The following is a 19,167-nucleotide window of genomic DNA, read 5'->3' as shown; positions in this document are numbered from 1 at the left end:
TGACGTAATTCTAAAATTGCGGTATGATATGTTAGTGGTAACTAACATGTCGAGGTGAAGTAATGACAAATAAAACACGCGAGCGCATTTTACATGCTGCGAGTACATTAATGGAGGCAAGGGGATACAATCAAGTTCCTGTAAAAGAAATTGCCGAGCTTGCAGGTGTTAGTGAAATGACGATATTCCGTCACTTTGAAACGAAGATGGGGATTTTGGAGGCGCTTATTCAGCAGCAATCGTATTTGCCGTATTTTGAACAGTATTTTCAAACATCCTTAACATTTGATGTAAAAAAAGACTTAACGGACATTGCGCATCAATATTTGCTGTATATGAATCAAAACAAGGTTATTTTCCTTATTAGTATTCAAGAACGAGGGAATTTACCAGAACTATCAAATCTCATTACGGAAGCCAATACGAACCAGCTACAATCATTGCTCGCATCGTATTTTGATCAATTGATTGAAAAGGGTATTTTAAAACCATTTCATTCAGAATCACAAGCGCTTATTTTTTTAACAACAATGTTTGGTTATTTCGTAACAACGACGATTTCAATAAACCACTTTTTACAAGATCAACAAAAAATGTTTATCGAAAACTATGTCGAAACGTTTTTATATGGTGCTACCATGTAGTACCACTTTTTTTACTTTAAAATGTTAGTTATCACTAACAAACATACAAGGGGTTATTTTATGGAACAAACAATTACAAATTCAAAAAGGACACTCATTGTAGCAATCGTTTTATCGGCAGCATTTGTTTCGATTCTGAATCAAACATTACTAATGATTGCGATGCCGCCGATTATGGCTGATTTTCAAATCAATGCGAGCGCGGCACAATGGTTAACGACGATTTATTTATTGACGAACGGGATTTTAATTCCAATCACAGCATATTTAATTGGTCGATTTTCAAATAGGTCCTTGTTATTAGCTGCATTAAGTTTATTTACGCTCGGTACATTAATCGGAGCATTTGCACCAAATTATCCGGTTTTACTCGGTGCGCGAGTTATTCAAGCGGCTGGGGCAGGGATTATTATGCCACTAATGCAAACAATTATTTTAACACTGTATCCGAAAGAGCAGCGCGGATCTGTGATGGGTATTGCAGGACTTGTTACGGGCTTTGCACCAGCTGTTGGTCCAACATTAGCTGGCTGGTTGCTCACTTATTTTACATGGCGTCATTTATTTTACACAGTATTGCCAGTAGCTTTAGTAGTCATCCTACTTGTTTTCGTATTTATGAAAAATGTTACACCGAGACAAGAAAAACAATTTGATATGGTTTCAATTGTTTATTCAACATTTGGCTGGGGAGGCTTACTATACGGATTTAGTATGGTCGGTTCAGTTGGATTTACATCTTGGTATGTCATATCATCATTAGCAATTGGTATTGTCGCACTGTATTTATTCATCCGTCGTCAATTCAAACTACCACAACCGATATTAGAGTTTCGTGTGTTCCAATCAAAAATATTTACAATTTCAACTTCTTTATCTGTTTTAGTGTATGCACTCATGATTGGTACGCAAATTTTATTAACATTTTATGTGCAAAATGTTCGAGAGCTTTCAGCGTTAGAAACAGGGATTATTCTGTTGCCAGGGGCATTATTAATGGGCTTCATGTCTCCAATTACCGGTAAAATTTTCGATAAGTTCGGTGGGCGCGGATTGGCAATGTACGGATTCACATCGATTACATTCGCATTATCCGTTTATATGTTCTTGTCTGTCACGACGCCTATTTGGATTATTGCTATACTTTTTGCATTCATTTCGTTGGGCATTGCAATGATCATGATGCCTTTAACGACTGCGGGAATGAATGCATTACCAGGACATTTAATGCCGCATGGAACAGCCGTTAACAGTACATTACGCATGGTTGGTGGTGCGATTGTCACAGCGCTTCTTGTTACGGCGATGACGGGTACAATGAGTTTCTTAGATGACGTTTCATCGGATGGGATGCTCATCGGGATCCGCCTAGCCTTTGCCATTGCAACGATTTTAAGTATTTTAGGATTAGCGCTTTCGTTCATGTTAAAGGGGAGTAAGAGCAGTTCATAAAGACATAATAAAGCACTTCCGAATACATTCGACATGTATTTGGGAGTGCTTTATTTTGATTAACCGTTGTCCTATGCGTAATATTACTATTAAAGTGATGGAAAAAAGAGTATTATAGGCTTGACGGTGGTAACTTACGTAAAATGTTTCACATATATAGTTGATTGTTTAGTAAACTTGTTAGTAAAAGAATGCTAATGAGGAGAATAAAAGGGATCCTATTTTGAAAAGTATTACATAATATATTATAATGAGTACCAAAGATAATCGAATAAATCCAGTTTACCTAAATGCCTAATAATGTATTAAACATATTAGCATGGGTATAGGGTAGGTAATTATCTTTTGTATTCAGAAGAGTATTTAAGATAAAATCTTTTATTTTCAGTTTCTAGGAATAAAACCAGTGAGAAGGCATGTAATTTCCATCTTTTTTAGGAAACACATCTTTGAAAGGTACCTAGTTAACACAAAAAAGACAGTATTATGTACTGTCTTTTTTTGTGTTTAAATTTATTGTTTTATAAAAAGTTTGAACAACTAAATGTAAGTAAAATTATAATGTCTTAACCTGATAGAATCATATCTGTTGGTTTACCTAAATAAAAAACGTCTGGCGTTGTATTTTCTTTAAATTAAAATAGCTATTAGGATATCCAACATACGGCGCATATTGTTAAATGTCAGTAGGAACCCGTAAGAAGAGCTTGATAAGAGAAAGGATATTTCGATAACCAAATCGAATAAATGGTAAAGGTAACTTCTATGATAAGTGGTGGTGTTTACTTTGAAAAATAAAATTCCTAATAAAATACATATTATAGGTTCTGTAGGAAGTGGGAAGACAACTTTAGCAAGAGAATTATCTTCTATGTTAAATGTTCCATTTTATGAATTAGATAATGTTGTTTGGAAAAGGCATGAGGGTCATGAAGATATAAGAAGAACCGAAAAAGAAAGAGAAGAATATTTGAATACCCTAATTAGTTCCAATACTTGGATTGTAGAAGGCGTACATAATGAAGAATGGGTTTCTAATAGTTTTCTGAATGCAGAATTGATCATTTTTTTGGATATAAATTATTCGGTAAGAACCTACCGAATTATAAGGAGGTTTCTTTTACAAAAACTTAGATTAGAAAAATCAAACTATAATCCAACATTAAAAATATTCTTCAAGATGTTTAAGTGGAATAGATATTTTGAAGAAGTCGGTAAACCAAATTTCTTTAAGAAATTTGGGGATTATGATGACAAACTATTAGTTGTAACAAATAAAAAAGAACTTGAAAATTACTTCACTTAAAGAGACCTTTCTTGAATGTTTTTTGAGGCTTGGAATTCAGAGAACGTTATTCCGTAATCGGGTGCCTTTCCTGAATATAGAAAGGCGTCTTATCTGAATTTTTGTGACAAATTAATTGTGCTATAAAAAGTCACTGTTCATGAATGGGACCATATTAAGGATATTGTGTTAGTGACAAGAAAACGAAATGAGGAACGCAGAAAATTAATGTTATTTACACTTTGCTACGGGGGGACTTATGAAAATTCATTATTATTTAGGGTGGTTTAACAAATTTTTACCAGAGAGTCTAGGCAAGGTGTTACAGGAGGATATAACTGATAGAAAATCACTTGTCATGATTAGCTCAAATCCATCAATCTATGAAGAAGATGGCGCCACTGAACGCTCATGGCTTGACCAGACCGGCATTATGTTTGATGAATATCATTTAATTAATTATCGCGTACAGAAGGAAGATGCCCAAACGTTAATTCAAAATGCTTCAGTCATTTTCTTGTTGGGTGGAAGTATTCTTAATCTAAATGATTTTTTGATGGACTATGAATTGTCGAAGTTGATAAAAAAAAGCAGAGCCGTTGTGATGGGAGCTAGCGCTGGTGCGATCAATATGTCCGCTAAATGGTTATGCTCGAAGAACTTTGGGGATGAAATAAACTCTGTTTACGATGGAATCGGACTTGACAATTTTTCTGTCCTGTCTCATTTTGATCTTGAAAATAACATGGCATTGGTTCAAGACGAATTGTCTCTTTTATCGGAAGAAATTAATATTTATGCTTCAAACAAAGAATGCGCTGTACGTGTAAAAGGAGATAAAATCGACATTTTAGGCAATGTGTATTTAATTTCCCACTCAAAAATTCGGAAATTAGATGAAACGCTCTAGTTGTGGTGAATGGTTATAACCTAATACACAAAATAGGATTGTATCTTCGTTAAAAAGATAGCATAGATATGCAGTACGACCTTGCGTTATCGGTCGCTTTTCTTTAACGTATTTGTTAAATGAACTATAAAAACAATACCATTTTGTTGAGGTGAAAGAATGGAGAAAATCAAGTTTTCCAACACGGGTCATAAAGTAAATTATCGTTCTGAAGAAATCATTTTTTTACCGAAGGAATTTCAATTGTTTAGATTTTTATATCAATATCCTTCACGGATTTTTTCAAGAGAGGAACTTTTGGATGCTGTTTGGCCAATGGAAGATCCAGTAGATAGAACAGTAGATGACCATATTTATAGAATCAGAAAGAAAATTGAACCACTGTCATCTGTGATTAATATTGAAACAGTCAGGGGACAAGGATACCTTCTTCTAACTAAAGAGGTACATGAGAGCCCCTTATTGAAGGACGATGAGGTATCCACACAATTTAATAACTTGTTTCACAAATATCATCGCTTCGGACAGGGTGATGCTCTAAAGCTATTCCAAGAAAACCAGGATGTGTTCGGTTTTCAAATAGATTTGCCTAACCTTATGTATCTACATTTCATGAAAGGAGATTTCAGTTGGTTTCTTGAGAAACGGGATATCACCTTTTGGGAAAAATGCTTTTATTTATTACACATCTATTCATTAATCGAATTAGATAAGACAAAGTGTCTTGATTATTTTACGGTTGCTCTATCTGCTGAAAAGATGCCTGAATACCATCGATTAGAAATCAAATTGTTAAGTCGCTTGTCGTTATTGATAATCACAAATCAACTAGGTGAAGCACTTAACCTTCTTCGGCAATCTAAAATAGAGATATATGAAAAAAATATCGAAGGATTCATACCATTGATTACACTTTCGGAACTCTATATTGCTTTACTTCAAAAGGATTTTCAGGAGATAGAGAAAAGGATGGGAGATACGGAAGAAAAACTTGTAAATTTCCCTTATTTAAGAGAAAATGCGAATTTTATAATTGCTAAAGGTATTTATTGTATGCTTAAAAATAATGAATCAAAAGCTGAAGATTATTTTAATGAAGGATTTCAGCTGCTACAAGAATCAAAATTCATACCAGGTATGTTATTAAATATAAACATTATTTTGTTCTTCTTAGAAGAGTCTGGAATGAATAGTAGATTACAGACTTACTATCAAGAGCGACAGAAAAAGTATATGAAAGAGTACAAATTGAATGAATTACATAGCAAGATCGAACTTCAGTTAAAACACCACTTAAAATAATTGATCGGAATTTTTTTATTTCTGCTTCTCTGATATTCCTCTGATAATTACACGTTATGCTCGTATAAGCGTTACTAATGTGGGGGGATTATTAATGAACAAGGAAATATCAATATGGCAAAACAGAAATTTTATTAAATTTTTTTCTGCTAATACTTTAGCTAACTTAGGAAACTGGTTTGATGTTATTGGTGTCCTTATCTTATTTAGGTATACATGGAAGGCTGATCCGATGCTGATTGCTCTAATACCTATCATGTATGCCATTCCTAGTATACTTTTAGGACAATTCGCAGGTGTTTTTGCAGATCGAATAGATAAGAGGAAAATTCTTATCTATTCTAATTGGTTTCGAGCGGTATTAACTTTGTTGCTTGTTTTTACACCTTCACCTTGGCTTGCTCTACCAATCCTGTTTTTACGAAATACAGCGGGTGTTATAAGCCTTCCTGCACAACAGGGATTGATGAGAAATATAGTTGACGAAAAAGACATCATGAAAGCAATTACTATTAATGGAAGTCTATTTCAGTTGGTAAAGGTTATTGGACCGCTGATGGGAGGTTCAGTCGCAGGAATTTTTTCTCCAAACTTTTCAATTGCATTAAACGCGATAGCCTTCACTATTTCTGGAATAATTCTCACTCGTGTCAAGGTACAAGAAATAGAAACAAGTGTAGAAATAGGAGCCAAACAATCTGGATTTCTACGATCTTGGAAGGAAGGATGGCATATTGTTTTTAAGAGTAAAATCCTTTTAGCTAGTATCATATTTGGGATATTCAGCACCCTAACAATACAAATGATCGACGCACAGATTGTAACTTTGTTCAGTGAGGTGTTTCCTAACAAACCTGGGTTTATCGGCTGGGCAATTTCGGGTATTGGAATGGGATCACTCCTTGTGGTCATACTTCTAAGCAGACTTGAAAAAATCTCTAAATTTGGTTGGTTTTTCGGTACCGGAAGTCTTCTAATTGGTGTAATGTCTGTGGGATTTGGATTCCTATTGAATTACAATTTCATAGCACTTGCAATCTTTCTTTCAATTATCGGCGGAATCGGAAATGGGTTAACTTTCGTGTCTATAAATTATCTCATTCAAACTGAACCACCTAAGGAAGCTATAGGAAGGGTTACCAGTATAATAGATTCCTTAATGAGTATTCTTTTTATTGCCGGGCCTCTTCTGGGCGGGCTATTGATTACACATTTAGGGGTACTAACCGCCTTTAAAATAATCGGTCTTGGACTATCCGTAATTGGTATTATTGGTATAGTCCTACAAAGGCTAATTTGGAAGCAAAACAATCATGCAAAAGAATTAATTAAAGTGAAAGTAGGGTGATGAATTCCTTTTTGAATTCATATGGAAAACAAGTTTTTCTTTACTTTAAAGGGAGGATCATTACTAATGCTTTGTATCAAATAATCGGAAATATGCAATTGCCAATACAATCGGTAGTCATACCGCATCAAAGGCTATTTAGCGTGGTGCAACAAATGATACCATCACAACCGGGTATGATGCTCAATCAACAACCACAAATGCATGCAGCATCCACACAAATGGAACAACTGTTGTCCATGTTGACGTAATACTCTCATGACCCAAAAGTTCTTGGAATACTCTTTATTCAACGTTTGCGACCCTATTGTTGCAAGAAAATGGTCGCAAACGTGTGACGTAAATGATGCAAAGAGAAACGGGCAGGCGGCAGCCCAGCTTGTTTAACACTTTTTAAAGATACCCTATAACCCGCGCGCGGATCTAATACTTGGCCATCTTTATTCAAAAAAACAGGCTCTGTTGAATACGTTTGATGAGGCTTTAAAGACGCCTGATAAGCAAACGTGAATTAGTTGATTTTGAAAATAATGTGACATCTTTATAATATTACTTTGCGTATTAGTGGTTGCAAAAAGGATCACTATCACATAATATAAGCATATAATTATATAGTTATGGAGGTGTGAAAATGGAAATCGAACTAATTGAGAAACAATTAAAAGCTGTAGCAGATGCAAACCGACTGAAAATCCTTGCTTGTTTAAAAAAAGGAGAGGTATGTGTTTGTGATTTTACGGATGTATTAGGTATCTCACAGCCAGCAGTTAGTCAGCATTTAAGAAAGCTAAAAGAAGCAGGGATTATTACAGAGCGTAAAGTCGGCACGTGGAAGCATTACCGGATTCAAGAAAATCAAACAACGTTAATGCAAGGGGTTATTGCTTCCATTAATGAAGAGTGGACATGCGGCTGTAAAATTGAAATTGAATGTGTGGGGGACTAAAAATTGAATATGTTTGTATTAGCGGCACTTATTTTTATCGTGACATTGATTTTTGTCATATGGCAGCCAAAGGGACTGAACATTGGTTGGTCTGCAATGGCCGGCGCTATAATCGCTTTACTCGTAGGTGTTGTTGATTTTAGTGATGTTGGTACAGTTATAGATATTACGTGGAATGCGACATTATCGTTTATTGCGATTATTTTAATTTCACTTGTTTTAGATGAAATCGGATTGTTTGAATGGGCAGCATTACATATGGCACGTGCGGCAAAGGGAAGCGGTATTAAAATGTTTGTCTATGTCAGCTTACTTGGCGCGGGTGTTGCAGCGTTATTTGCTAATGACGGGGCAGCCTTAATTTTAACGCCGATTGTCCTTGCGATGGTACGTAATTTGCAGTTTAGCGAAAAAATGATTTTCCCGTTTATTATGGCGAGTGGGTTTATTGCGGATACGACGAGTTTGCCTTTTGTAGTGAGTAACTTAGTGAACATTGTCTCAGCTGACTTTTTTGATATTGGGTTCGTTGAATATGCCGCGCGCATGATTATTCCGAATTTATTCTCACTTGTGGCAACTATTGTCGTATTACTCATTTACTTCAACAAGTCGATTCCACGTGAATACAATGAATCGATGCTAAAGGAGCCACGCTTGGCCATTAAAGATATGAAAATGTTTAAGTTGTCTTGGTTTGTGTTAGCGATTTTAGTTGCTGGGTATTTTTCAAGTGAGTGGATCGGTGTACCGGTATCGCTTGTTGCGGGAATTGTCGCGATTTTCTTCTTATTCATGGCACGTCAAAGCGCGGTCGTTGATACAAAAGCGGTTGTGAAGGGTGCACCTTGGAATATTGTGTTCTTTTCGATTGGGATGTATGTGGTCGTATATGGGCTTGGTAATGCAGGATTAACACCGGCGCTTGCAAGTGTCATTGAATGGACCGCGGAACAAGGTTTATTTGTAGCAACAGTTGGAATGGGCTTTATTGCTGCATTTTTATCGTCTGTTATGAACAATATGCCAACTGTGATGGTCAACGCATTAGCGATTGCCGAAACAACTACGGATGGCACATTACGTGAAGCGCTTATTTATGCAAATGTTATTGGTTCTGACTTAGGACCGAAAATTACACCAATTGGATCACTCGCAACACTAGTTTGGTTATATGTACTGTCCCAAAAAGGTGTGAAGATCTCCTGGGGTACGTACTTTAAAACAGGGATTGTGTTAACGGTACCGATTTTAATTTTTACGTTAATCGGGCTTTACATTACACTAATAATTTTTTAATTAAGGGAGTTTATTTATATCATAAAAAACATACTTTATTTCTTATGTACAGGAAACTCGTGTCGTTCACAAATGGCAGATGGATGGGCGCAAAGGTTAATGGTCAGCTTGGGTTAGTATTACTAGGCTTCGAACAATCAACGTAAAGTTGATTACACTAAAGTCAATACTTAAACCGACCGCATTAGAAACTTTAAATGCGAATGTAAATCACTATTTCTGTTCAAGCAAAGAGTGTGATGTAGTTTATTTTGATGCTGATAATAAGAAGTATCTTACAACTGATATAAAGGTAGCTGTACATCAAAAAGATGACCATGTAACAACATCTATTTGCTACTGCTTTGACTGGACAAAAGAGAAACTTGAGAAGTATGTAAAACAAGAACTTTTCCCTAATCCAATTGAACATATTCGAGAAAACACAAAGGAAAACCGATGTGGTTGTGAGATAAACAATCCACAAGGAAGTTGCTGTTTGGGTAATGTTACAAAGTATATAAGGAGTATTAAAAGTTAATTTGTCTTCAACTCCCATGAAAGAACGTCATAATCTTTCATTCTCTGTGGTATAGCGCTGGTTTTGCGCTACATGGATGGCTAACGGGGTGCTTTACTTGAAGAACATTGAGTTGCTTAGGCAGCTCTTTTCTTATTGAACTTAAGGGGCAGTTTAGCGGAAGTAGGGTTCTTTTATTTTTATGGAGAATATATGGTTATTAATTACTGTAGAGTGTAATATATTGAAAAGCAATTCTATAATTCAAATAAATATTTATTGATGATACAAAACTTGTGATAAATCTAAATCCCCCAGATTTGTCCGATAAATGATAGGAGTTGAATTTTAATGAATAGTCCAATCTAATATTCCCCTAATAAGCCAAAATTCAAATGAAATATCGGGGGATATATAATGAAATTGAATAGAAATTTTTCTTTATTACTAATAGGTCAGTCACTCGCTAATATAGGCGATGTATTATATATAGTCAGTGTTATAAGTACAATTTTTGTATTAACAGGTTCTGCAATTGCAGCATCGTTTGTGCCATTTACGATCGCTTCTTCTATGTTTATATCCAGTCTACTGACACCTCTTTTGGTTGAAAAATTAAATCTTAAATGGTTACTTGCTGGGTCACAAATTGCAAAAACGATTTTAATCTTTATTCTAGGATTTATGTTAATTGGTTTAACAGCAGCTAATTATTATTTTATCTTTTTAATAATAGGATTGATTGCTTTTTTTGACGGATGTGCAAATCCAATAAGACAGACATTGACTCTATACTATGTTAAACCTGAACATCTTATTCAAGCTAATGGAATTTCGGAAACTATTACGCAGGTCATCCAAGCTGGTATGTGGTTCGTAGGAAGTTCATTGCTAATTATTATGAGTTCTCAACAACTTATTTGGTTAGTTGGATGTTTATTTGTAATTGCAAGCATATTACTTTGCCACTTAGAAAGAGTAAACAACCTTGAAACAACCGAGCTAAAAGGGAAACTAGAAAAGATTAAAGAAGGTTGGAAAACTTTATCTAACACTCCGGTATTAAGAAGGATTGCTTGGATAGAATTTTTGGAAACAATTGCAGGAACGGTTTGGATAGCTGCTATTTTATATGTGTTTGTCAACGATGCTTTGAACGTTGATGAAAAATGGTGGGGATTTATCAATGGAGCTTTCTTTTTAGGTCTGATTTTAGGAAGTGTTTATTGTATTAAATTTTCTTCTTTTGTTGAAAAGAAATTAGGAACCTTTATTTTTGTCGGTTCATTCGCAAGTTTCTTATTTACATTATTATTTAGCCTAAACAGCATTCCAATCATTTCCTTACTTTTATCGCTCTGTGTAGGACTCTTTGGACAAATAAAATACATTCCTCAACAAACGGTAATACAAACTAGTGTTTCAAAAGAACAGTTGTCAACAGTTTATACCTCATTAGGTGCTATCGGAACTGGGATTTTTGGCGTTGGCTCTCTTGTTATGGGAGTTTTAGCAGATTTGTTAGGAATTAGAATTGTATTCGTCATTTCGGGGCTATTACTGGCGATAGTAAGTGCAATTGCTCATAAAAATAAGCAATTGTTTGTTAGAAATGTTATGGAACAATAAAATTAAAGATAAAGGATTTTATTAACTAAAATATCCTTTGTTTTTAATAACTGTATGATATTTTGTGAATTAGGATCATCATTTTTGATGGTCTTTTTTATTGAACTTATTGTACTAACGGGGGCTTTAGTTGAATATAAAAACCAACTGTTTTGAACAAAATTTATTTCAAAACAGTTGGTTTCTTTCTGTATAAAATCAGCGTTTTCATCTTACTTTTCATCGAACCTTATTCAAAAGCTACAGATACTGTGTTTAACAGCAAGTTGTCTCGTTATTATTGTTACTTAAATCTAAACTACATACACCTGTTTCAGGTAAATCTAATTCCACTTTACGAGCAGCCTCTAAATCACCTGTTAAATACGCTACAATGGAACGTACTTGCTCATAACCAGTTGCCATTAGGAAGGTAGGTGCGCGGCCGTAACTCTTCATACCGACAACGTAGAAGCCGGTTTCAGGTTGGCGTAGTTCTAACTCACCGTGTGGACGAACGGTTCCACAGCTATGTTCATTTGGATCAATTACCGGTGCCAATGCTTCAACGCTCTCAACAGCAGCATCAATCGATAATCGAATTTCTTTTAAGAAAGAGAAATCTGGACGGCTGCCAGTATTAGCAATGATTTCATCAACAGCAGGGAGTTGTGCCTCACCGTTTGGACCTTCGCCTTTAATGATGATGCCATCGGATGTTTGTGAAAGTTCCTCGATATAAAATGGGGTAAAGACCTTTACTTTCCCCTCATCTACTAATGCATGAATGCGACTACCTAATTCCCCACGAGCAGCAAGGGCATCTTTTTCTTCACCGCCGTATGCATCTTCAACACGCTTTTTACGTAAAATCCATGTAATTTCAACAGCCTCTAGTTTTTCTAATTCTAAAATGGTATTAATTGCAGAATGACCACCACCAACAACAGCGATACGTTTGCCTGTATAACGTTCTTTTAATGACTCCACATTTGGGATGCCATAAAAGATTTTATCAGTAAGTTTTTGTTCAGCAGAAGTCCATACGTTGTCAGCATGAACAGGATTCGGACTTGCCCACGTACCCGTCGCATCGATGACAGCATGTGCAAGTATTCGTTTTGATTCACCATTTTGTTCCGTATAAATAACAAATGGTGCCTCGTTACGACGAGCAGACTTCATTTTATCGTGATTTTTTTTACTTATACCAACCACAGTTGTATTAAATGAAATGAATGGCTTGATTTCAGGCACATTCGCTAGTGGTTGTAAGTAAGCTTCGCGAATTTCTTGACCTGTTGGTAATCGATCTTCTTGTGGCATTTCCCATCCAGCTGCTAGTAAAAGTTGTTTTGCCGCTTTATCGACATTGTACTGCCATGGTGAAAATAGACGAACGTGCTGCCAAGACTTGATGTTTTCAGCGACGTCAGTTCCTTTTTCTAAGATGATGAACGCTTCACCAGCAGTGGCTAAATGGGCTGCTGCAGCTAGACCAACAGGACCAGCACCTAGAATTGCAACAGGATATGCCTTAGTTGATTGAAAAGGGGTTTCTTTATTCGATTGTACAGTTGGCTCGCAACAAGAAGTGGCAGGCTCTGGACTAGGTGTACAACAGCTTGATGTTTGTGATATTACATTTAATTTGATTTGCATATAATAATCCTCCATAAAATGAATTTAGTTGTAACTTGCAAGTAATGATCAAAATGAAAAGCAAGATTGCTCCTGCTTAATAGAGAGGGGTGCAACATACAGTAGACTTTGACATTGCAACGTTTAACAATTCGATTGAGCGAAGAACTGTTTCTTTTTCGGAATCATTCATATGAGAGAAAACTTCCTCTAAGTAAGCATTCATTGATTCCTCGATCGTTGTAGCGACAAATTTCCCTGGTGTTGTTAAGTTTAAAATGGAAACACGTTTGTCTTGTGTTGACGGTGTTTTTTTTACTAAATCCATTTTGATGAGTGTTTGAATTTGTCTACTAAACGTTGTAATATCCATTGCAAGTGCCTCGGCAATTTGCTGCATAGAAGGCGCGTGTTGTTTATCGATTTCATACAAAATATGACTTTGGATTGTAGAAATTTCAAAAGAGCCTATAGAGCAACAATTTTTGTTTAATAAGCCAAACCTTCGTGTGAGTATGTGAAAAATCTCGCGTTTGTTCTCCATTTGATCACCTCTAATTATAAGTAAAACAGATATACTTGCATAATACAACTATTATGTTTACAATTTAAATAATTTATAAACGATAATGGTCAATGTCATTTGATTCTAAACCAATTAAACAATGGAAGACAAATTTGCGAAATACGAGGGAGAATAATATGAAAAAAATACTAGATACAATTGTAATTGGAGGGGGACAGGCGGGACTTGCTTCGGGTTATCATTTACAGAAGAAAGGACTGCATTTTTTAATTTTAGAGGCAAGTGATCAAATAGGTGGGTCTTGGCCACGTTATTATGACAGTTTGAATTTGTTTTCCCCAGCAGGCTATTCCTCGATGCCAGGTATGAAGTTCCCTGGAGATCAAAAGAGATATCCAGACCGAGATGAAGTTATTCGATATTTACAGAGCTATAAATTGAAATTTGATTTGCCAGTTCAATTGAATCAGCAAGTCGATTTGATTGAAAAAAACGAAGAAGGATTTGTGATTCGAACTAAGGCAGGAGAAATATTTAAGGCTAAAACGATTATAAATGCTACTGGCTCATTTAGTAGTCCATTCATTCCAAAAATAGCTGGGATGGGGGATTATCAGGGAAATACACTCCATTCTTCGCAATATCGAAATTCGCAACCATTTCATAACCAAAGAGTAATCATTGTAGGTGGTGGGAATTCTGCTGTGCAAATTGCAGTTGAATTGTCTGAAGTAAGTCGAACAACTATAGCAGTACGCCAACCGATCCAGTTTGTGAATCAACAGATTGGGAGATTAGATTTACATTTTTGGATAAAACTAATTGGTTTTGATAATTTCCCATATTGGCGATTTGGGAAAACTGCGCCGAGTTCAAATGCGGTAATTGATTCAAATCGATTCAAAGAGCGAATAACTGCAGGGAATCCAAATCAACAATCAATTTTTACATCCTTTTATGAAAGTGGCGTTATTTGGCCAAACGGAGATAAAGAACACGTGGATACCGTAATCTTTGCGACAGGTTTTAGACCTCACCTTCCTTATCTTCAGACGATTGGCGCATTAGATAACGAAGGCTTGCCGATACATAAAGCTGGAATTAGCAAGGTTCCAGGGCTTTATTATGTGGGGCTGGAAGGGCAGCGTTCCTTTGCTTCGGCTACATTAAGAGGAGTCGGAACGGATGCACAATTTGTTGTGAAAAAAATATTGAAAGATCTTAAGTAGTTTTTTTGATAAGCTTTCAAGTAGGTAGACAGAATAAAAATAAAATCGGTTTATTAATTGGGAAATTTAGCTGTTCTGTCATTAATGTTAATAGGTATTGATAGTATTAGAAACCATTTACTTTAACCGTTTCAGCCAAATCTAAGTAGATGGTATTGGCTTTAGCACGGGATAATTGGGGTGAGGTACTTGGTTATTTTTATGTGTGATTTATTTGCGGGCTTACATTATTCCAAACGGCTATAACTGTTTGGAATAATCGTTATCAAGCTTGATCCTAGTAATCTACGGCTTAATTAAAAAATAAGAAATTTTCCGAATGGATAAGAACAATCTCAGTTGGATAGAATATTTGTGAACTTAAAAAGTTCAAATTTCAAGGATTGGGAGGACTAAATATGTCATCTGAAATGGGAGAAATACATCGTACTGGTCGAGACATTAACGACGAAATAGTACATTTTGGTGGGCAAGCTGAGAGTGTTTTTAGTTCATTGGCTGAACCAGGTCGACTTTCAATACAAAAGAAAGCAGACGAATTAGCTGCACAGTATCTTGAAAGTAATCCTAATCCAGACTATTATGATTGTGTTAAAATTGTAGCAGATGGAGTTTTGACAGCAGGGAAAGAAATAAAGGCTAGCAGTGGTTCTTGGGGAGAATCAGTAGATGCAGCACTTGGTGCTGGTGTTGGAATTCCAGCAGCAAAAATAGCTTGTAAAAGAATAACATTGTCTTAACATTAATTTTTGAAAAAGCGTAGGCGTAAAAAGCTTATGCTTTTTGATATTTATTGATTTCTTTTATCCTTTCGTCAATAGTAATTTTAGTTGTCTGGACATTCTAGTCCATACTGTAAAAGGACAAGAACATCGGGCCCAAATACATATTCGATTGTTAAAGTCTTTCCAGTTATAATATTTATTTACCTCAATTTTCTATTTCTGTTAAATATACAAGAATAATACCAACAGCCTTCTTTGTTGATGCGGAATGTGTAAAAACATTTCTATCAATCAAGAGGTTTTTTTTAAAATAGATTTAAAAGGAAAAATTGGGGAGTTCAACCGAATTGAAAAGGTTAAAGGAATGGATGGCTTTCTTTTTTTGTTGAAACTCAACATACGTATAAACTTGTGTTGAGGTAATACTCTCATGCATAAATTCTATTTGATAAAAAAGACCGAAACACAGGGGGGGCTCTGAATTAGAAAGAGAAGAAACCACTACACAAGAGAAATCCAAGGCTATGGGATTTGGCGAAGCAGGAAGAGAATTTAAATGAAGAAAAAAATTACTAGAGCACGGCTAAAAAGACTTGTTGTCCTTGTGTAGCCGTGCACAATTTTATCTTACCAATAGCCAAGTAGCTTCCACCATAAGCCGCCGATAATAACAAAAATAAGAATCGTAACGATAGAGACAATAAAGCCTACCGTCCACCATTTTTTCTGTTCAATATAACCTGCGCCAAAGAATACAGGAGCAGGACCAGAACCGTAATGAGTTGTCGCACCAAATAAATTACTGAATGCTGCTAATAGGATTACCGAAAGCATGGCTGGTGCTCCCGCTTGAAGCATAACAGATAGAAACGCGGCATACATGGCACTAATATGCGCTGTAGAACTTGCAAAGAAATAGTGTGAATAGAAATAGATAAGTGCTAATATCAATACCGCAAACATCCAATTATAGCCAGAAACAAACGAACTGACCTCTTTACTAAACCACGGAATCAGTCCAAGCTTGTTCATATAAGAGGCCATCATAAAGAGCGTCGCAAACCAAACAAGCGTATCCCAGGCTCCTTGTTCATTTTTAATATCTGACCATGTTAGTACTTCTAATAATAAAAGTAAGGAAAGCCCTATTAAAGCAGCTGTTGTGGCACCAATGCCTAAAGAATCCCCACCAATCCAAAGTCCTAAAATAACAATAAACACTGCAATCATGCGTTTTTCAGAGCTTTTTAATGGCCCAAACTCATCTAATTTCTCTTTGGCAATTCGACTTGCTTCTGGAGTTTGTTTGATCTCTGGAGGAAAAATCTTATAGATAATAAATGGAACAACAATCAATGCTACTAATCCTGGAACAATCATAGCAGTTGCCCACCCAAACCACGTTATTGTCACACCAGCCGTATCACTTGCTAGCTTAACAATTAAAGGATTGGCTGCCATAGCTGTCATAAACATAGCTGATGTAATCAAGTTCCCTTGAAATCCTACCGTCAAAAGAAAGGCTCCCATTTTACGTTCTGTACCATCTTCTGGTTTAGAACCAAATGTATGTGATAAGGATTGGATAATAGGAAAAATCACACCACCTGCACGTGCCGTATTACTCGGAATAGCAGGTGCCAAAATTAAATCACTTAGCAATAAAGAATACGACAAGCTTAACGTTTTCTTTCCAAATAACCGAACAAATACATAAGCTATACGTTCACCTAAACCCGTCTTAATAAATCCACGCGAAATAAAGAACGCAATAACGATGAGCCAAATCGTCGAATTACCAAACCCACTTAGCGTTTCTTCAATTGTTAGCGTGTTAGTCACCGAGATCACTGCCATAGCAATAATTGAAATAGCTCCCATAGGTAATGGTTTAGAAATAAAACCGACAATTGTCGCAACAAACACAGCAAACAAATGCCATGCACTTTCTTCTACTCCAGCAGGTGCCGGTATAAACCAAATAATAATACCAATTGCAATGGTAATGAAGAAAGGAATCCATTTTATCGTACTTCCTGATGTTTCTTTCATGCCAACAAACTCCTTTTATGTCTATCTTCTATAACAATAACGCCCTCTGTTTAACATTTCCCCTTCATTGGTTACTCACATTAAGTTTAACCAATTTAAATTGTTAACTATGCACCACATTTACTTGAAAAATAAAATTTTATTACTAGTTCATGTCCTAATGATAAGAATTTTTTCATCATTCAATGCATTTTCTTTGGATCTCACCAAAACTCGAAGTTAGAGAGATCACAATAGACTTACTAAAGGGAAAAAGGAATTATTTTAATAGTGATGAAGCTTCTATTATTAAAGGCTTATCACTTGGTGGACATGACTATATTGTATAGCCGTTTAGTATACATGAAGTAAATGCGCGAATCGAGGCCCATTTAAGACGGGATGCTAGACCGAAAAAAGGAGCCAAAAGTGTGTTTATCGATGGGGACATATTTATTGATTTAGAAGCAAATAAAGTGATGATTCAAGGGGAGGAAGTGAGTTTTACAAAGACTTAATATAGGATTTGTGAACTGCTTGCTTTACATAAAGGGATAATTTTTTCTAAAGAAGATATTTACGAATCTGTCTATTCCATTGAAAATTGATTCTCAGATTTCAACAATTGTTGAACATATAAGGGTGATAAGGAAAAAAATTGCTCAATTTAATTTAGCCCCCTTTAATACAATCTGGGGCGTAGGGTATATATGGGAATAAAAAATACGTTTTCGGTTTAAATTAACGTTGTTCTTCTTGAACTAGTAGCTTTTGGGATATACAAGAATTAGCTGAAATGATGGGTTACAATGAATGGGATTTTGAAAATAATCTTATAAAGACAGAGTTTACAAACAATCTATTTATTATTCAAAATCTATTGAAAAAATTCTATGGATTTCATGCGCGTGAATTTGGGCAAATACTTCCACAAACCTTGGTATCAGGCGATACAATACGTGTCATTAAAGAAAAACCAATTGAGATGTATTAGAAATCGATTTGCTAGATAAGGTGAGGTTGACTCTTTTTAATGCTTTTACGATTCTCAAATTCCTAACAGACTTTCATGAATGATAAGGACGGACGACAGCGATGAGTAAACAATTATTTTCACTTAAACAGATCGAACAACTACAAAAGAATCCACATGTATTAAAGGTAACTGAACGTACAATTACATACGCAGATGCATTTAAAAGTCAATTTATTGAAGAATATTTAGCGGGTAAAACGCCAAAGAATATGGATTTAACGTTGAAGTGCTTTGGATGAAGCGCGTTGAACAAGCATATAGACAAAACTATTAATGAGATTTGTATTGCAGCAGGTAGTGTAGACCTATTAACACAGATTATATTGCTAAACTATACCCAGCAAGAAAAAAGATCAAGAACCGAAGCAATCCTAAATAAGCATAACAATATCTATCCAGAATTATTGCCATAGGTTTGAATTTAACTATTTTTATACGTAGATGCTTTTCTCTTTACAAAAATTTAAGATCCAAAGTTCCGTAAAGACAAGAAAGTCTTGTCCATGTACAAGTGTAAAAGGACAAGAAGATTTAACTCTTGTATTTTTCAAAAAGCTTTTAAATCAATGTTTCTAAATAAAAAAAGTTAAAACTTCTTGTCTAAAATTAGACAAGAAGTTTTATTTATTTTAAAATAAAGACAAGAATTTTTAACTGTTATATTTTCTGAATTTTTAGAATTTATT

Annotated in this window: 17 protein-coding genes and 2 pseudogenes; 16 read left to right on the top strand and 3 right to left on the bottom strand. The window is 35.4% G+C overall.

Translation table 11 applies throughout. From position 1 onward, the window contains the following. The first annotated feature begins 62 nt into the window (after positions 1–62). The 12 genes and pseudogenes from ACQKIH_RS15925 to ACQKIH_RS15870 all read left to right on the top strand — a co-directional run bounded on the left by ACQKIH_RS15925 (position 63) and on the right by ACQKIH_RS15870 (position 11,314). Positions 63–644: a TetR/AcrR family transcriptional regulator gene (locus ACQKIH_RS15925; RefSeq protein ID WP_427767804.1), complete on the top strand. Its 582-nt coding sequence runs from the start codon at positions 63–65 to the stop codon at positions 642–644. Positions 645–704: 60 nt separating this feature from the next. Then, positions 705–2,096 carry an MDR family MFS transporter gene (locus ACQKIH_RS15920; RefSeq protein WP_427767801.1) on the top strand — a complete coding sequence of 464 codons (1,392 nt, stop codon included), beginning with the start codon at positions 705–707 and terminating at the stop codon, positions 2,094–2,096. A 787-nt stretch (positions 2,097–2,883) separates the two neighbouring features. Further along, positions 2,884–3,402 (top strand): AAA family ATPase, encoded by a 519-nt coding sequence (locus ACQKIH_RS15915; RefSeq protein ID WP_427767798.1) that lies wholly within the window; start codon positions 2,884–2,886, stop codon positions 3,400–3,402. 238 nt (positions 3,403–3,640) lie between these two features. After that, positions 3,641–4,291: a Type 1 glutamine amidotransferase-like domain-containing protein gene (locus ACQKIH_RS15910; protein ID WP_427767795.1), complete on the top strand. Its 651-nt coding sequence runs from the start codon at positions 3,641–3,643 to the stop codon at positions 4,289–4,291. A gap of 159 nt (positions 4,292–4,450) precedes the next feature. Beyond that, complete coding sequence (locus ACQKIH_RS15905) at positions 4,451–5,593, top strand: winged helix-turn-helix domain-containing protein (RefSeq protein WP_427767793.1); 1,143 nt, start codon at positions 4,451–4,453, stop codon at positions 5,591–5,593. 94 nt (positions 5,594–5,687) lie between these two features. Then, positions 5,688–6,941, top strand: a complete 1,254-nt coding sequence (locus ACQKIH_RS15900) for an MFS transporter (RefSeq protein ID WP_427767790.1) — start codon at positions 5,688–5,690, stop codon at positions 6,939–6,941. 71 nt (positions 6,942–7,012) lie between these two features. Continuing rightward, positions 7,013–7,192 carry a hypothetical protein gene (locus ACQKIH_RS15895; RefSeq protein ID WP_427767788.1) on the top strand — a complete coding sequence of 60 codons (180 nt, stop codon included), beginning with the start codon at positions 7,013–7,015 and terminating at the stop codon, positions 7,190–7,192. A gap of 380 nt (positions 7,193–7,572) precedes the next feature. Beyond that, the gene (locus tag ACQKIH_RS15890) at positions 7,573–7,887 is read left to right on the top strand and encodes an ArsR/SmtB family transcription factor (protein WP_427767785.1); all 315 of its coding nucleotides are present in this window, start codon (positions 7,573–7,575) and stop codon (positions 7,885–7,887) included. Between the two features lie 9 nt (positions 7,888–7,896). Then, positions 7,897–9,186 (top strand): arsenic transporter, encoded by a 1,290-nt coding sequence (locus ACQKIH_RS15885; RefSeq protein WP_427767845.1) that lies wholly within the window; start codon positions 7,897–7,899, stop codon positions 9,184–9,186. Positions 9,187–9,204: 18 nt separating this feature from the next. Continuing rightward, positions 9,205–9,288, top strand: a pseudogene (locus ACQKIH_RS15880) (arsenate reductase/protein-tyrosine-phosphatase family protein); the annotation flags it as partial. A 37-nt stretch (positions 9,289–9,325) separates the two neighbouring features. Next, positions 9,326–9,706: pseudogene (locus tag ACQKIH_RS15875) on the top strand (putative iron-sulfur cluster-binding metallochaperone); the annotation flags it as partial. A 396-nt stretch (positions 9,707–10,102) separates the two neighbouring features. Then, the gene (locus ACQKIH_RS15870; protein WP_427767783.1) at positions 10,103–11,314 is read left to right on the top strand and encodes an MFS transporter; all 1,212 of its coding nucleotides are present in this window, start codon (positions 10,103–10,105) and stop codon (positions 11,312–11,314) included. A gap of 255 nt (positions 11,315–11,569) precedes the next feature. Here the strand turns inward: ACQKIH_RS15870 and ACQKIH_RS15865 are convergent, their stop codons facing one another. Both ACQKIH_RS15865 and ACQKIH_RS15860 read right to left on the bottom strand, forming a co-directional pair. Further along, the gene (locus ACQKIH_RS15865; protein WP_427767780.1) at positions 11,570–12,955 is read right to left on the bottom strand and encodes an NAD(P)-binding domain-containing protein; all 1,386 of its coding nucleotides are present in this window, start codon (positions 12,953–12,955) and stop codon (positions 11,570–11,572) included. A 76-nt stretch (positions 12,956–13,031) separates the two neighbouring features. Then, on the bottom strand, positions 13,032–13,478 hold the full coding sequence (locus ACQKIH_RS15860; RefSeq protein WP_057989349.1) for a MarR family winged helix-turn-helix transcriptional regulator: 447 nt from the start codon (positions 13,476–13,478) through the stop codon (positions 13,032–13,034). A gap of 158 nt (positions 13,479–13,636) precedes the next feature. Between ACQKIH_RS15860 and ACQKIH_RS15855 the strand changes: the two genes are divergently transcribed. Together ACQKIH_RS15855 and ACQKIH_RS15850 are read left to right on the top strand one after the other, a co-directional pair. Beyond that, on the top strand, positions 13,637–14,689 hold the full coding sequence (locus ACQKIH_RS15855) for a flavin-containing monooxygenase (RefSeq protein ID WP_427767777.1): 1,053 nt from the start codon (positions 13,637–13,639) through the stop codon (positions 14,687–14,689). A gap of 398 nt (positions 14,690–15,087) precedes the next feature. Beyond that, the gene (locus tag ACQKIH_RS15850) at positions 15,088–15,429 is read left to right on the top strand and encodes a hypothetical protein (RefSeq protein ID WP_427767774.1); all 342 of its coding nucleotides are present in this window, start codon (positions 15,088–15,090) and stop codon (positions 15,427–15,429) included. Between the two features lie 612 nt (positions 15,430–16,041). Here the strand turns inward: ACQKIH_RS15850 and ACQKIH_RS15845 are convergent. Beyond that, a complete protein-coding gene (locus tag ACQKIH_RS15845; RefSeq protein ID WP_427767771.1) occupies positions 16,042–17,466 on the bottom strand; it encodes an anion permease in 1,425 nt (474 codons plus the stop codon). 778 nt (positions 17,467–18,244) lie between these two features. On the opposite strand from ACQKIH_RS15845, the gene ACQKIH_RS15840 reads away from it, so the two are divergent. Continuing rightward, positions 18,245–18,439 carry a hypothetical protein gene (locus ACQKIH_RS15840; protein ID WP_427767769.1) on the top strand — a complete coding sequence of 65 codons (195 nt, stop codon included), beginning with the start codon at positions 18,245–18,247 and terminating at the stop codon, positions 18,437–18,439. 101 nt (positions 18,440–18,540) lie between these two features. Then, positions 18,541–18,720 (top strand): HTH domain-containing protein, encoded by a 180-nt coding sequence (locus tag ACQKIH_RS15835; RefSeq protein WP_427767766.1) that lies wholly within the window; start codon positions 18,541–18,543, stop codon positions 18,718–18,720. The last annotated feature ends 447 nt before the right edge of the window (positions 18,721–19,167 follow it).

The sequence above is a fragment of the Solibacillus cecembensis genome (assembly GCF_050272495.1).
In the GTDB taxonomy this organism is placed as follows: domain Bacteria; phylum Bacillota; class Bacilli; order Bacillales_A; family Planococcaceae; genus Solibacillus; species Solibacillus cecembensis.
Note: the sequence above shows the minus strand (reverse complement) of the source record. Positions and strands in the feature narration are given on the sequence as shown.

Excerpts from the sequence above, each read along its gene's own strand:
- ACQKIH_RS15905 (WP_427767793.1), top strand. The coding sequence starts at position 4,451 with ATGGAGAAAATCAAGTTTTCCAACACGGGTCATAAAGTAAATTATCGT.
- ACQKIH_RS15925 (WP_427767804.1), top strand. The coding sequence starts at position 63 with ATGACAAATAAAACACGCGAGCGCATTTTACATGCTGCGAGTACATTA.
- ACQKIH_RS15860 (WP_057989349.1), bottom strand. The coding sequence starts at position 13,478 with ATGGAGAACAAACGCGAGATTTTTCACATACTCACACGAAGGTTTGGC.
- ACQKIH_RS15850 (WP_427767774.1), top strand. The coding sequence starts at position 15,088 with ATGTCATCTGAAATGGGAGAAATACATCGTACTGGTCGAGACATTAAC.
- ACQKIH_RS15920 (WP_427767801.1), top strand. The coding sequence starts at position 705 with ATGGAACAAACAATTACAAATTCAAAAAGGACACTCATTGTAGCAATC.
- ACQKIH_RS15870 (WP_427767783.1), top strand. The coding sequence starts at position 10,103 with ATGAAATTGAATAGAAATTTTTCTTTATTACTAATAGGTCAGTCACTC.
- ACQKIH_RS15890 (WP_427767785.1), top strand. The coding sequence starts at position 7,573 with ATGGAAATCGAACTAATTGAGAAACAATTAAAAGCTGTAGCAGATGCA.
- ACQKIH_RS15885 (WP_427767845.1), top strand. The coding sequence starts at position 7,897 with ATGTTTGTATTAGCGGCACTTATTTTTATCGTGACATTGATTTTTGTC.
- ACQKIH_RS15865 (WP_427767780.1), bottom strand. The coding sequence starts at position 12,955 with ATGCAAATCAAATTAAATGTAATATCACAAACATCAAGCTGTTGTACA.
- ACQKIH_RS15900 (WP_427767790.1), top strand. The coding sequence starts at position 5,688 with ATGAACAAGGAAATATCAATATGGCAAAACAGAAATTTTATTAAATTT.
- ACQKIH_RS15835 (WP_427767766.1), top strand. The coding sequence starts at position 18,541 with ATGAGTAAACAATTATTTTCACTTAAACAGATCGAACAACTACAAAAG.
- ACQKIH_RS15845 (WP_427767771.1), bottom strand. The coding sequence starts at position 17,466 with ATGAAAGAAACATCAGGAAGTACGATAAAATGGATTCCTTTCTTCATT.
- ACQKIH_RS15840 (WP_427767769.1), top strand. The coding sequence starts at position 18,245 with ATGGGTTACAATGAATGGGATTTTGAAAATAATCTTATAAAGACAGAG.
- ACQKIH_RS15910 (WP_427767795.1), top strand. The coding sequence starts at position 3,641 with ATGAAAATTCATTATTATTTAGGGTGGTTTAACAAATTTTTACCAGAG.
- ACQKIH_RS15855 (WP_427767777.1), top strand. The coding sequence starts at position 13,637 with ATGAAAAAAATACTAGATACAATTGTAATTGGAGGGGGACAGGCGGGA.